Source organism: Cryptosporangium minutisporangium (genome assembly GCF_039536245.1).
In the GTDB taxonomy this organism is placed as follows: domain Bacteria; phylum Actinomycetota; class Actinomycetes; order Mycobacteriales; family Cryptosporangiaceae; genus Cryptosporangium; species Cryptosporangium minutisporangium.
This window is the reverse complement of sequence record NZ_BAAAYN010000017.1, coordinates 607,996-621,997: the sequence shown is the minus strand read 5'-3', so window position 1 is coordinate 621,997 and position 14,002 is coordinate 607,996. Positions and strand designations below refer to the sequence as shown.

Below are 14,002 nucleotides of genomic sequence, written 5' to 3'. Positions count from 1 at the left end.
GCGCCGAATGCGCAATGCCTCAGCCGACGGCCACCGCGGGGGCCGCGGACGAGAGCCACGGGATGACGTCGGGTTCGCCCAGCGGCTTCGCCAGCGCGAAACCCTGGCCGTAGCGGCAGCCCATCCGGCGTAGCTCGGCCAGTTGGGTGGGGCGCTCGATGCCCTCGGCCACCGTGTGCAGGCTGAGCGCCGTTCCCAGCCCGACGATCGACCGGACGAACGCCAGGCCCTCCGGCGACGTGTCGACGTCGACCAGGAACGAGCGGTCCACCTTCACGGTGTCGACCGGAAGCTGCCGGAGATACCGCAGCGACGAGAACCCGGTACCGAAGTCGTCGACCGCGATCGACACCCCCAGCTCCCGTAGGGCGAACAGCGCGTCCACCGCTTCGTCGTGCTCGCGTACCAGCTCGTTCTCGGTGACCTCGACCGACAACCGGGACGGCGTCAGCCCGGCGGCACGAACCGCCTCCGCGATCTCGTCGACCGCCCCGGGCAGCCGCAGGTGGGACACGGCCAGGTTCACGTTCATCCCCAGCCGCGGCCCCGGGAGCAGTTCGTCCCACCGTCGTACCGCCGCGACCGCCTCGCCGATGACCCAGCGCCCGATCGACGCGATCAGCCCGGTCTCCTCGGCCAGCGGAATGAACGTTCCCGGCGACAGAACGCCGCGAGTCGGGTGGTTCCACCGGGCGAGCGCCTCGAAGCGCACCACTCGCATCGTCTCCAGCTCCACGATCGGCTGGTAGACGAGGAACAGCTCGTGCTGGTCCACCGCCCGGCGGAGGTCGGCCTCCAGGTCCAGGCGGTCCATCAACACCGCGTGCATCTCCGGATGGAACACCTCGACCCGGCCGCGCCCCTGCTGCTTGGCCCGGTACATCGCCACGTCGGCGTCGCGCAGCACCTCGTCGGCGGTCGGGGGCTCGTACGGGCCGGCGGCCCCGGCCACGGTCACGCCGATGCTCGCGCCCACCGAGCACTCCCGCCCCGCCAGTACGAACGGTGGTTGCACCGCCGCGAGCATCCGCTCGCCGATCTCGGTCACCTCGGAGACGTCCGACACCACGCGGTCGACGAGGACGACGAACTCGTCGCCGCCGTACCGCGCCACCGTGTTCGCCGGTCCGGCAGCCTTCCGGAGTCGGTCGGCGGTCTCGACCAGGAGCTGGTCACCCGCGTCGTGGCCCAGGCTGTCGTTGACCAGCTTGAACCGGTCCAGGTCGACGAAGAGCAGCCCGCACCGTCCACGCCGAAGCGCCTGACCCAGCCGCTCCTTGAGTAGCGTACGGTTCGGGAGGCCGGTCAGCGCGTCGTGGTGCGCCTGGTGCAGGGCCTGGACGCCACGGGCGTCGGTGAGCGCCATGCTGACGTGGTCGGCGAAACCGCGGAGCATCTCGGCGTCCGACTCGGTGTAGTCGCGGTTCTTGTCGAACGAGGCGACCAGCAGACAGCCGACCCGGGCGCCGCCCTCGCTGACCGGCGCGATCATGACCGCCTGGATCGCGTTCAAGATCTGTGGGTCGTTCGTCGGCTCCTCGGCCTCGGACCGGTCGACCCGAACGATCTCACCGGTCGCCAGCACCCGCTGCATGCCACCGCTGGTCACCGGCAGACGCCAGGCGGCGGTGCGGTACCAGACGGGCACCCCGCTGTGCGACGCGAGCAGCATCCACGCGGGGTCGTCCGAGTCGATCAGCCGCAGCGAGACCATGTCCCGCTCGAACAACGCGTGCGCACCGGCGGTGATCGCGTCGAGGATCTGCTGCAGCGGTGCCCGGGTGGTGATCGCACGCTGGACTCGTCCGAACTCCTCGAGCAACCGCTGCCGCCGCTGCAGCGACCGCACCAGCTCCTCGTTCTCCTCCACTCGCTGCTCGTACTCCAGGCGCAGCGTCCGCTCGCTGGCGAGCGTCCGGAGCTGGCGCAGTTGCAGGCCGAGGATGCGGCCCATGCCGCGGAGCAGGCTGAGCTCTTCCGTGCCGAAGGGCCGGTCGCACCGCGCCACCAGCAGGTAGCCGGAGGTGTCGGCGCCCAGACCGACCGACGCGCAGTGGCACGGCCCCAGGCCAGGGACGTCGAGCGTGGTGTGCCGCTCGCGTGCGGCCGCGGTCAGCGTCGCCGTCGGTGCGGCGCCGCGGGGAAAGCCCACCTGGGCCTCGAGTGCGTCGCCGAGCACGACCGCGCCGACCTCGGCCTCCATCAGCTCGGCCGCCCACTCCGCGGCGGCTCCGGCGGCCGCTCCGACGTCCGGCCGGGACGACACCACGGCGAGGTACTCCGGCAACTGCTGCGCGGCCCAACTGGACCCGCCCGAGGCGCCAGCTCCGTCGAACGTCGTCGGCGGCCCCACGTCAGCTCAGCGCCAGGACGACGAGGGCCTGGTTGTGGAACCCGGTGACGCCTCGCGTCCGCGCGATCTCGCCGTGGCTGTAGAACCCGGCGAGCGGCGCCCCGCCCGCGTGCGCGGCCAGGCGGGCGACATCGGTGACGCCGTCGGCGGCGAACGCCTGGCGGCGACCGATGCAGTCGAACGCGAGCAGTCCGGCCAGCGGTCGGCCGGACAGCCCGGCGATCGCGTCCGCGCAGGCCTGATCGGCGGCGGCGAGCAGCGAGTCCGGGTCGCCCCGCATCAACCAGGCGACGCAGTCCTCCGGCACGTCCGCCGCCGAGGAAATCGACCGCTGGTCGTAGTCCGGCCATGCGACGACCCGCATCTCGTCGCCGCTCGGCCGCCGGATGCCGAGCGGGTGGAGGAGGGAGAACCGCTGGAACGAGGCCTGGTCGGTCCAGCACGCGGCAGGTGCGCCGAGACGCTCCAGGTAGACGTCGAGCGCGGGCCGATTGTCCAGTTCCAGGACGCGGTTGCGGATGCTGGACGTGACCTCGACCGCCTCGCCGGTCCGCTCCCAGCCGTGCCGTACGCCGATGCCGAACGGGTTGTCGGAAGCGATCGACGCCGCGACGACGGCTCGTCCCCACAGCATGCGGTCGTCGTGGAGCAGCGGAGCGGTGATCGTGGAGCCGATGTTGGTCGTCGCACCACACCCGCCGACGAGCGGAACCCCAGCGCCGAGTGCCCCGTACGCGCCGCGCAGCATGTCCTGCTGGTTGCCACCCTGGCCGTCGGTGAGCAGCAGGACGAACCGGTGCTCGCCGCCCGTCAGATCCGCGAGTGGAGCCACCGCACGGGCTCCCGCGTCCCGGAGGGCCTCCGAGGCGGATCCGGCCGCGTCCACCCCCGCCGTGCGCACGGTGACGCCGGGGCCACCGATCGCGGTGACCACGACCGATCCGTCGCCGGCCCAGTCACCGGCGATCTCACCCGACGTCGGGCAGCCGATCAGCGGAACCGCGCCGCCCACCGACCGAACCCCGGCCAAGACCTGCTCGGGATCGTGGGTGATCGCGAAGAAGACGACGAGGAGCTGGGGATCGTCGGCGGAGAGCGCGGCCCGGGCGGCCTCCGCCCCGGCGACGTACGAGTCGACGTTGGCAGAACACCCCACGTTCACCCATGAAGCTGCCACCCGACCTCCCCGAACTGGGTCCTACTTCGGTCCCTATCGGCAGGGCGGGGCCCCGATAAAGCCCGTCTGCCATGTCGCCGGGGGGACTGGTCGGAGGAAAGTGAGAGGATCAAGGTAAGGCTGGTCGTCGTCGTCCCCGGCGAGCGCCCGACCGGCTGGTACCTCAACGTCAGTGGAGGCGGGGATGGACGTGCTGGAAAAGGCGCGGGCTCGCCGTACGGCTGCCAGGGCGGCGGCCGAGCGAGCTGCCTTGGACTGGCAGGATGCCGTCGTCGAGAGCATTGATCAACTGGTCGACCAACTGCGGCTGGCCGGCGTCGACCGGCTGGCCTCGTTCGAGGCGGCCGTGCGCCCGGCGCTCGACGGTGAGGCCTGGGAAGAGCGCGAAGACCTCGTGACGGTCTCGTTCGCGTCGGACGCGGGCGTGCTCCGGTTCGCGCCTTCCGACGACGAGCGATGGGCGACTGCCGTGGAGCTCTGGGACGACCTGCGGTCGGCCCTCTCCCGGATCCACGGCACCGACGTGCCGGCCAGCTTGGTCGTCGATCTGGACGCCAGGGTCGCGGTCGGGTACGAGCCGCTGCACTGCCCGGACGTGGGCATCGAGCCCGACCTGGTGCTGCACCTGGTGCGGGCCGACTCACACGAGCCGTTCGCCTCGCTGCTGCTCGAACTGCCCGATCCGGATGCGGCCATCGACCGGGTCAACGACCTGCTCGATCGCTACGGTTTCGAGCCGCCGACCCGGCCGGAGCACGAACCGGGCGAATGCGATCTGGGCCTCGGCGACGAGGACGACTAGCGGGGCGAGTGCTGGCGCCGCTCGAGTTCGATGAGTTCGGGCCGCTTCGCCGTGATCGTGTCGCCGCTCGACCGACCGGTCAGGCGGCGTCCGATCCAGGGCGCCAGGTGCACACGCGCCCACTGCAGATCGGCGCGGCGGGCGGCCATCCACCGGTCGGGGCGGGCCGCGGGCAGCGCGGCTACCCAGTCCGGGTCGCACTCGACACCCAGCACCGACAGGACGTGGTGCGCGACCCGTCGGTGGCCGGCGGCGTTGAGGTGCAGCCGATCGATGCTCCACAGCCGCCGGTCGCGGAAGCCCTCGTCGGACCACAGGTCGACCAGGTGGGTGTCGTACTCCTTGGCCACGCGCTGGACGAGGCCGATGAAGAACTCGATACGCGGCCCGAGGTACCGGGTGGCCGACGGGTAGTTGACCGTCACGTCGGCTGGGGTGAACAGCGTCACCGTCGCGCCGCTGGACGTCAGACGGTCGACCGCACCTTCGAAGGCGTCGATCATCCGGACCGGGTCGAAACGACGACGCAGCGCGTCGTTGCCACCCGCGGAGAACGTGACCAGGTCGGGCCGCATCGCGGCGGCCAGCGGAACCTGCGCGTCCACCACCGCGGGCAGGAGCCGGCCGCGTACCGCCAGATTGGCGTAGCGGAATCCGTCGGTCTCCTTGGCCAGGCATCCCGCGACCAGGTCAGCCCAGCCGCGGAACGTGCCGTCTCCGTACGGGTCGTCCATACCCTCGGTGAAACTGTCACCGATCGCCACGTAGCTGGCCCAACGCCCGGGCACGAGAAACCTCCGCGATAGCCGGCAATCGCTCTCGACTATGCCATCGCGTGGAACGAGGTGTCAGCCGGGTATCGGTCAGCTGGTCGCGTTATGACCGGGAAGTGACGACGAACACAGTCCTAATCGGCCGGTTCCACCTTTTCCTGCACGGCGACCGTCTCCTCGACCTGGCGCCCGGCCGCGGTGTCGTCCGAGTCATCCGAATCGCCGGCTTCCACGTCCTGGCTCCCGGCGAGGCCTTCCGGGTCGGGCAGCACCCACTGGTCCTGGTGGGGAGTGTCCTGCTCGGGTCCGGACATCGACGTCCCTCCTCGTTCGGTACGGCGCGAACCTCGCGCGCACCGGTGCTACCCGTCAGCCGTCGATCCACGCGTGCGCAGTCGTCCGGCGAGAACCTCGGCGAGGTGGTGGGCATCGCGGTCGGTGTTCTGCCGGATCTGCGTCCGGCAGCTGAATCCGTCCGCGAGGACGATCGTCTCCGGACTCGCCGCCCGCACCGCAGGCAGCAGGACCCGTTCGCCGGCCGCCTGAGCCATCTCGTAGTGACCGGCCTCGAAGCCGAAGTTGCCTGCCACGCCGCAGCATCCGGAGTCCAGCACGGTGAGATCCACGCCGGCCTGTGCGGCCAGCGACCGATCGGGCTTGTCCCCGAGCACCGCGTGCTGGTGACAGTGGATCTGGGTGATGGCCGGGCGTTCGGTCAGCGGAGGCGTCCAGTCCGGCGCGTCGCGCTCCAGGAGACCGGCGAGCGTGATCGAGAGTGCGGCGAGCTTCTTCGCCCGCGGATCGTCGGGCAGCAGCGCGGGCAGGTCGTGCTTGAAGTTGGCCAGGCAGCTGGGCTCGAGCCCGACGATCGGAATGCCAGCGTCCAAGTGCGGTTCGAGCGCGTCCAGCGTCCGCTTGGCGACCGCGCGGGCGACGTCGAGCTGACCGGTCGAGATCCAGGTCAGGCCGCAGCACAATTCGCCCTTCGGGACCCGGACGACGAACCCCGCGGCGGCGAGCACCTCGACCGCGGCCTCGCCGATCTGCGGATCGAAGAACTGGGTGAAGGTGTCCGGCCAGAGCAGCACTTCCTTGCGGCCGGGCGCCGCCGCCCCGTCGCCGCGCCGCGTCGTGCGGCGGGGGTGCTCGGCCCGGTGAGCGGCGGCCGGGTCGGCGCGGCGGCCGAATCTCCGGCGGAGGCGCTGCTTGAACGTGCCGCCGGTGGCGAACCGGGGGACCGACCGCTCCTGGGCGATGCCGGCGACCTTCTTCATCAACGCCGCGGCCGGTTCGAACGCGGTCACCGCGTTGGCGACGCGCGGCGCCAGCGCGGCGCCGCGCAGCGCGACGGGGAGCCAGCCCATCGCGTAGTGCACCGCGGGCCGCAGCTTGCCCTTGTACCGCTGGTACAAGAACTCCGCCTTGTACGTGGCCATGTCCACGTTGACCGGGCAGTCGCTCAGGCAGCCCTTGCAGGAGAAGCAGCCGTCGAGCGCCTCGGCGACCTCGTCGGACTGCCACCCGTCGGTGATCACCTCACCGCGCAGCATCTCCAACAGCAGTCGCGACCGGCCGCGGGTGGAGTGCTTCTCGTCCCCGGTCGCCTGGTAGCTGGGGCACATCACGCCGCCGGGCGTGTGATCGTTGCGGCACTTGCCGACGCCGACGCAGCGTCGCACCGCCCGGTCGAACTCCCCGCCGTCCTCGGCGTACGAGAAGCCGTTCACCGGCAGGAGCTTCGGCGTGTACGCGATCCGGATCATCTCGTTGACCGCGGGCGGGTCGACGATGACGCCGGGGTTCAGCGCGCCGGTGGGATCGAACGCCCGCTTGAACGCGCCCATCACCGCGACCGCTTCCGGGCTGTAGACCTCGGCCAGCAGCGCCGAGCGGGCGATGCCGTCCCCGTGCTCGCCGGACGGCGACCCGCCGTGCTTGAGGACGAGTTGCGCGGCCCGGTGCAGGAATGCCTGGTAGCGGTCGCGTCCCACGATGGACACCAGGTCGAAGTCGAGTCGCACGTGGACGCAGCCCTCGCCGAAGTGGCCGTAGGTGACGCCCTGGTAGCCGAACTCGTCGGTGAGGTCGGCGAACTCGCGCAGGTAGTCGGCGAGCCGTTCCGGCGGAACCGCGGAGTCCTCCCAGCCGGGCCAGGCCTCGGAGCCGTCGGCCATTCGGGTCGCCAGGCCGGCACCCTCCTCGCGGATGCGCCAGAACGAGCGCATCTCGGCCGGGTCGGTGACGATCCGCGGGACGCCGGGAACGGCCTTCGCGAGCTTCGCCGCGGCGTCGGCGGCCTCGGCCGGCGTCTCGCCACCGACCTCGACCAGCAGCCAGGCGTGACCGGTCGGCAGCGGTGCGGGTTTGCGGCCGCGCGTCAGCAGCGCATTGACCAATGCCTGGTCGATGCCCTCGATGGTGAGCGGCTTCAACGGGATGATGGCGGGCGCGGCAGCGGCCGCGGCGATCGCGTCCGCGTAACCGAGGACGACGAGCGCGCGCGAGCGGGGCGCCCGATTGAGGTGCAGCGTCGCACCGAGCACGACCGCACACGTGCCCTCGGTGCCGACCAGTGCGCGGGCCAGCTGGCCGTGCTGCTCCGGGAGCAGGCGGTGCAGCGGGTAGCCGGAGATCTGCCGGCTGAACTGGCCGAACGTGGTGCGGATCAGCGCGAGGTTGCTGTCCACGAGATTGCGCAGATCGGCGTAGAGGCGACCTTCGCGGGTGGGCTCGGCGGCCTTGCGGAGCCACTCGTCTTTTTTCGTCGGACCCAGTGCCAACCGGGTCCCGTCGGCGAGCACGACGTCGAGACCGTCGGTGTTGTCCGACGTCGTGCCCCAGGCGATCGAGTGCGAGCCGCACGCGTCGTTGCCCAGCATGCCGCCGATCGTGCAGCGGCTGTGCGTCGACGGGTCCGGGCCGAAGTCCAGGCCGTCCGGTGCGATCCGGCGGCGCAGCACGTCGAGCACCAAACCGGGCTCGACCACCGCGGTGCGGTTCTGCACGTCCACGTCGAGGATGCGATTGAGGTAGCGCGACGTATCGAGCACGACCCCGGGGCCGATTGCGTTGCCGGCGATCGTCGTCCCGCCGCCGCGCATGGTGACCGGGACGCCGTCCTCGTGGCAGAGCGCGAGCGTGGCCAGTACGTCCTCGACGCTTCGCGGCAGTACGACGCCGGTCGGCACCCGCCGGTGGTTGGACGCGTCGGCGGAGTAGAGCGCGCGTGCTCCCGCGTCGAACGCCACGTCGCCGGCGATTTCTGCCCGCAGTCGCCGCTCGAGCCGACCGGCGTCAACACCCTCGGAGATCGTCGTCACCAGTTCATGGTGCCGGACACCCGGACAGGGCCCTGAATGGGGCCGGATAACCCGCTGCGTTGGGCTACGTCCGGTATTAAGGCTACGGTGACCAGTGGTGCGTGAGGTAACTGAGCCAACGCGAGCGCCGAGTGCGGGTGACCGCCCGGCGCGGCTCGTCGGTGGGCGTTACCGGATCGAGGACGTCGTCGGCACCGGCGCGATGGGCACGGTCTGGCGTGGTTACGACACCCGGTTACGGCGTCCGGTGGCGGTGAAAGAGGTCAACCTCCCGACGACCGCCACCGACGACCAGCGGACGGTGCTCACTCGACGGGCGATGACGGAGGCCCGGCACGCCGCACGGGTCTCGCACCCGAACATCGTCGCCGTGCACGACGTCGTCGCCGACCGAGGGCTCCCCTGTTTGGTGATGCGATTGGTCGAGGGATCGTCGCTGGGGGAGACCGTGCGGATGCACGGGCCGCTGAGCCCGGCCCGAACGGCCGAGATCGGTGTCGCGCTGGTGGACGCGCTCGCCGCAGCCCATCGCGGCGGTGTGGTCCACCGTGACGTCAAGCCGTCGAACGTCCTGCTGACCGACGACGGTGAAGTCCTCCTCACCGACTTCTCGATCGCCACCGACTCGTTCCGCGGCACGATGTCCGCGGGAAGTGGCGCCCTCGGATCGCCCGGTTACATCGCCCCGGAGCGGCTCAACGGTCACTCCACCGGCCCCGAGGCGGACCTGTTCGGCCTCGGTGCGACGCTGTTCTGCGCGGTGGAGGGTTCCGGCCCGTTCGACCGCGCCGACCCACTGGCCGCGCTGCTCGCCACCGCGACCGCGCCGCACCCCACCCCGCGCCGGGCAGGGCCCCTGGCTCCGCTGCTGGACGCACTGCTGGACAAGGATCCGGCCGCGCGTCCGGATCTGACCCGGACGCGCGCCGAGTTGGCCGCGGTCGCCCGCGCCCCGGAGTCAGTGAATTCTTTTCGACCGGCGACTGCTGAGGACGCTCGACCTCGGAGAAGGCCGGAGGTGGAAAAGAGTTCAGTCGTGGCCGATGCTCCCAGGGACGACGCTCCGACCGAGGAACTGCACACCACCGAGGCGGACGCGACGCCGAGCACGCCGCTGCGCAGCGAGGTGCCCACGCACGTTGCCCCCCGGAGCGGCCGACGCCTCCGGGCGCTCGTCGGCGGCCTGGCCGTAGCCGTCTGCGCGGCCGTCCTGCTCGCGGCGGCAGTGCTGCAGCGGGACGCCGGCACCGACGACGGGCCCGGTGCGACGACCGCATCGCTGGCCGCGCCGGCCGTGACCGATCGGGCCACACCGATCTCGCCGGCGGCCGGATCGCCGTCCCCCTCGGCCACCGTCAGCCCGACGCCGACGCCCACCGCGTCGGCGTCCGCCTCGAAGCCGGCGAAGCCCAAGCCGAGCAAGTCGCCGAAGCCGATCGGTCAGGTGACCGCCGCCGAACTCTCGGTTTCGCCGGCGAGCTACCTCGGCTCCTGTATCGAGCCGGTGCAGTTCACGGTCGACATCTCGGTGGCGGTCAGCGAGGGACCCACCGACGTCCGCTACACGATCGCGCTGGCTCCCGGCGACAGCGAGATCGCGGGCGGGGCCGGTTCGGCGGACGAGGACCAGACGTTCGACAGCTCCGACCAGGTCGGCCTGGACTTCACCCAGGGCAGCGGGACGTATGCGGTCCAGGCGGTCGTGGAATCACCGACCCGATACTCTCCGGTTCCCGCCCAGATTCGCGTCGTTTGCGTGGGCTAGTTCTTCGGAACGCGAGTTGGCCGGAAGGTGATCTTCGGCGCGTTGTCGGACCCGTGAATTAGTGTCTTCGTGCGGCCCTGTCTGGTATCCGATTACCCCCTCGGGGCAGTGTGCACGGTGTCGCTACCGTCGTGCGCAGCGACAGATGGCGGAGGAATGGCGGAGCAGAGGACAGTCGACGACCGGTACCGCCTGGACGAAGTAGTCGGATCGGGCGGCATGGGTGTGGTCTGGCGCGCCTTCGATCTGCGTCTCGGCCGCACGGTCGCGGTCAAAGAGGTCCGATTCCCCTCCACGTTGAGCGCCGAGGAGCGCGAGAGCCTGACCAAGCGTGCGCTGCTGGAAGCGCAGAGTGCCGGACGACTCGACCACCCGAACATCGTCCCGGTGCACGACGTCATCATTCGCGACGAGCGGCCGTTCATCATCATGCGTTTCGTCGAGGGCCGGTCACTCGACCAGGCCGTCGCCGGTGACGGGCCGCTCTCGGCCAAGGTCGTCGCTCTGATCGGCGTGCAACTGCTGGACGCGCTGGCCGCGGCGCACGCGGCCGACGTGATCCATCGCGACGTGAAGCCGCACAACGTCCTGATCCAGCCGGACGGGGTCGCGCAGCTCACCGACTTCTCGATCGCGTCGGTATTCGGCACCGAGACGCTCACCAAGACCGGCGCGCTGCTGGGCTCGCCCGGGTACATCGCGCCGGAGCGGTTGATGACCGGCGAGACGACGCCGGCCGGTGACTTGTTCGCACTCGGGGCGACGCTGTTCTTCGCGGCCGAGGGCGTGGGGCCGTTCACCGCCAAGGAGACGATCGTCGGGCTGTTCGCCAGCGCGACCCGTCCCCACCCGCGGCCCAAGCGGGCCGGGCCGCGCCTCACCGCGGTGATCGACGGGCTGCTGGTGAAGAACCCGGCCGAGCGGCTCGAGCGGGCGGAGGCCCGTGCGCTGCTGAAGGCCATCGTGGACAACGAGGAGGACGACTCCTCGACCCAGGCGGGCGAGTTCGTGCCGCCGCCGCCGGGCCGGGTCGACACCGATGACAACGAGGTACCTACCCGGCTGAGCCGCGGTGCCGCTCCGATCCCCGGTGCGCCACAGGGCGATCCGCCGTCCGAGAACAGCACGGCGGTGTTCGCCGGCCAGGCGCCGCAGCAGTTACGTCCGCTGGCCTGGCAGTCGGGCGAGGAGAATCGGCGCGACTCGGGCGACATTCCGCGGCCGGTCTCCGGCGCAGCCCCGGTGTCCGGCGCGGGCGCCGCTCGGCCGGTGTCGGGTGGGTCGCCGATCTCGGGTGGCACCGTCTACGGTCGTCCGATCTCCGGGGCCCCGGTGTCCGGCAGCCCGATCTCGGGGAGCCCTGTTTCCGGCGCGCCGATCTCAGGTGGCTCCCTGTATGGGCGGCCGCTCTCCGGTGACGCGGGAGCGCAGGCTTTGGCCGCCGGACCGCATACGGGGATCCCGGTCACCGGGGTGCGGGAGATGGCGTGGGCACCGGGCGCGGGTGCGAGTGGTTCGTCGGGCGGTCAGCCGCCCACGTTCCGTCCGCCGGCTCCGGCCTCGTCGCCGCCGGCCGGGCAACGGTGGAAACGCGCGCTCGGCGTGTTGACGATCATCGTGTTGGCGCTCGGTGCCGGTGTTATCGCTAACCTCGTCGTCAGCGAAGACCGCACCGAGAAGGCGACCCGCACCGGCACCGTGCAAGATACGACGCTCGACGACGCCCCCACCATGGAGCCGACGCCGGGCCCACCGTCCGCGACCACCACCGGCGCGAAGCCGGTGCCGGACAAGACCACGCCGGGCCCTGGTAAAACCACGCCGGGCCCTGGCGAGACCACCGTGGTGCCCGTTCCGAAGGTCCTGTCGGCCGAGCTCTCGGCGTCGCCACTGAACCCTAAGGACTGCTCGACGCCACTGGACGTAGTCGTCGACGTGACGATCGTGGTGTCGCTTCCCACTCGGGTCGCGTGGACGGTCACTCAGACGGGCGGGCCAGCGGAGAGCGGCTCAGCCGCTACCTCGACGGCGCCGGGCACCGCCAGCGGCAGGATGAGCTTCACCCTGGCCAAGCCGGAGACCAGCACGTTGACGTTCAGCCTCTCGGTCAGCAGCCCTCAGGCATTCAAAGGCGAGCCGGTCAGCGTCCAGGTGACCTGCCCGCCGGTGGAGACGACCCCGCCGGTGAGCACGCCGAAGCCCTGACCGGACCTCCGGCGCGCCTCCGGTCGGCCGGAGGCGCGCCCGAGCCTCAGGCTGCGGCGGTGAGGTGGGCGTCGACGAGGGCCCTGATCTCCCGCTCCAAGACGTCCGGCGCCTCGACCGGCGTCATGTGACCGACGCCCTCGATCTCCACCAACCGTGCCAGCGGCAGGTCCTCGGCGAGGCGCTGTCCGTGTCGAGCCGGAGTGAGCCGGTCGAGCGTGCCGGTGACGACGGTGGCCGGGAGATCGAGGTGCGGTACCGCGGTCCGCAGGTCGAGCGAGCCGAGCGTGGCTCCGAAACCTCCCCGGACCTGGCGCGGCGTCTCCATGACCACGTGGGCACAGAACGCGACCTGCTCCGGCGTCGCGGTCGGAGCCAGACCGATGTACCGCATCAAAACCATCGAAGCGGCCGTGGGACGACGTCCCAGTGGCAGCGTCGAGGCGAGCAACTTGCGCCCGACCGGGGCGGTGAGCCGACGTAAGCCCTCCGGACCGGGCTGCAGCAACGACCCGGTGACCAGGTCGGTGACGCCGGTGTTCGCCAGCAGCGCGGCGGCGGCCTTCTCGTGCAGCAGCGCCCGATGCTTGGCGGCCAGCGCCACGATGCTCATCGCGCCCATGCTGTGTCCGACGAGGACTGCCTTCCGGCCGTTCGGCACGGTGGCGCGGAGGACCGCGGCGAGGTCGTCGGCGAGCGCGTCGGTGGTGAACTGTCCCTTGCCCGGCACCGCGCTGGCGCCGTGGCCGCGTAGGTCGTACGCGACGACGTGCAGGTCGCGGGAGAGCGCGCGGATCTGGTTGGTGTAGAAGTCGATCGCGCACGTCCAGCCGTGGGCGAGCACCACGGTGGGCGCGTCCGCCGGCCCGTACTCGGCGACGTGGATCGCGGTGCCGTCCGCGGAGCGCACGGTTTGCTCCGTGCGCGGTGGCACCGGCGCCATGGCGTCCAGCCGCGGATCAACGAGCGCGCTGACGTCCCTCCGTGCCTGACGACGGAGGAGGTACACCGCCCCGGCCGTCGCCGCCGCACCCACCACAACCGCTCTCCGCTTTGCTGCCACGTCCCACTCCCTCGGTCGCCGACGCGGCGGAGTTTACTCGCCAGTAGGGTACCGGCGCCGGGAAACAGTAACGGGCCCCACCGGCAACGCCGGTGGGGCCCGTATCCAGGGAGTGAACTTTGCTCGACCGGCGACTGCCGAGGTCGCTCGATCTCGGTCGGCCGGCGGTCGAGAGGGTTCAGCGGCTCTCAGGCCGCTTTCGCCGTGAGTTTCGGCGAGGTGCGCGCTACCCAGCTGTATACCGAGAACAGCTCGATCGGCGTGGGGGCGGCGCCGCTGGACGGCTCGACATAGAGGTAATCGTCGGAGACGCGGTAGGTCACGTCATCGAAGGAAGCATCCGACCCGTCGGAGTAGTAAACGGTGAGATGTGAAGGGGACATCGTCGAACACCTCGCTCCCAGTACGGCGATGATCTCGGGCGGTAACACTGCCGGGCAGCTGGGGGTGGCTGCGGCCGGTGAAGTATCAATGCCGTTTACGGACGAACTTCAAACACGAATCCCTCGTCACTTCACACGGTTCGACGACGGTATCGGTTCAG

The 14,002-nt window shown here is 71.1% G+C and carries 10 protein-coding genes; 3 read left to right on the top strand and 7 right to left on the bottom strand.

Features of this window, described 5'->3' with window-relative positions; all coding sequences use genetic code 11:
- Positions 1–19: 19 nt before the first annotated feature.
- Together ABEB28_RS14645 and ABEB28_RS14640 are read right to left on the bottom strand one after the other, a co-directional pair.
- Positions 20–2,353 (bottom strand): putative bifunctional diguanylate cyclase/phosphodiesterase, encoded by a 2,334-nt coding sequence (locus tag ABEB28_RS14645; protein WP_345728596.1) that lies wholly within the window; start codon positions 2,351–2,353, stop codon positions 20–22.
- A 1-nt stretch (position 2,354) separates the two neighbouring features.
- Complete coding sequence (locus ABEB28_RS14640; RefSeq protein ID WP_345728595.1) at positions 2,355–3,530, bottom strand: FIST signal transduction protein; 1,176 nt, start codon at positions 3,528–3,530, stop codon at positions 2,355–2,357.
- 184 nt (positions 3,531–3,714) lie between these two features.
- Here ABEB28_RS14640 and ABEB28_RS14635 point away from each other — a divergent pair, with 184 nt between their 5' ends.
- Entirely contained in the window at positions 3,715–4,332 is a 618-nt protein-coding gene (locus ABEB28_RS14635; RefSeq protein ID WP_345728594.1) for a hypothetical protein, read from the top strand.
- Here the strand turns inward: ABEB28_RS14635 and ABEB28_RS14630 are convergent.
- The 3 genes from ABEB28_RS14630 to ABEB28_RS14620 all read right to left on the bottom strand — a co-directional run bounded on the left by ABEB28_RS14630 (position 4,329) and on the right by ABEB28_RS14620 (position 8,425).
- A complete protein-coding gene (locus ABEB28_RS14630) occupies positions 4,329–5,120 on the bottom strand; it encodes an SGNH/GDSL hydrolase family protein (protein ID WP_345728593.1) in 792 nt (263 codons plus the stop codon). The genes ABEB28_RS14635 and ABEB28_RS14630 overlap by 4 nt on opposite strands.
- 119 nt (positions 5,121–5,239) lie before the next feature.
- Positions 5,240–5,419, bottom strand: a complete 180-nt coding sequence (locus ABEB28_RS14625; protein WP_345728592.1) for a hypothetical protein — start codon at positions 5,417–5,419, stop codon at positions 5,240–5,242.
- Between the two features lie 48 nt (positions 5,420–5,467).
- The gene (locus tag ABEB28_RS14620; RefSeq protein WP_345728591.1) at positions 5,468–8,425 is read right to left on the bottom strand and encodes an FAD-binding and (Fe-S)-binding domain-containing protein; all 2,958 of its coding nucleotides are present in this window, start codon (positions 8,423–8,425) and stop codon (positions 5,468–5,470) included.
- Positions 8,426–8,522: 97 nt separating this feature from the next.
- Between ABEB28_RS14620 and ABEB28_RS14615 the strand changes: the two genes are divergently transcribed.
- Positions 8,523–10,190 carry a serine/threonine-protein kinase gene (locus ABEB28_RS14615; protein WP_345728590.1) on the top strand — a complete coding sequence of 556 codons (1,668 nt, stop codon included), beginning with the start codon at positions 8,523–8,525 and terminating at the stop codon, positions 10,188–10,190.
- Positions 10,191–10,346: 156 nt separating this feature from the next.
- Positions 10,347–12,395, top strand: coding sequence for a protein kinase domain-containing protein (locus ABEB28_RS14610; RefSeq protein WP_345728589.1), 2,049 nt, complete (start codon positions 10,347–10,349; stop codon positions 12,393–12,395).
- Positions 12,396–12,441: 46 nt separating this feature from the next.
- Here the strand turns inward: ABEB28_RS14610 and ABEB28_RS14605 are convergent, their stop codons facing one another.
- Complete coding sequence (locus ABEB28_RS14605) at positions 12,442–13,305, bottom strand: alpha/beta fold hydrolase (protein ID WP_345728588.1); 864 nt, start codon at positions 13,303–13,305, stop codon at positions 12,442–12,444.
- A 341-nt stretch (positions 13,306–13,646) separates the two neighbouring features.
- Positions 13,647–13,841, bottom strand: a complete 195-nt coding sequence (locus ABEB28_RS14600) for a hypothetical protein (protein ID WP_345728587.1) — start codon at positions 13,839–13,841, stop codon at positions 13,647–13,649.
- Positions 13,842–14,002 lie beyond the last annotated feature (161 nt).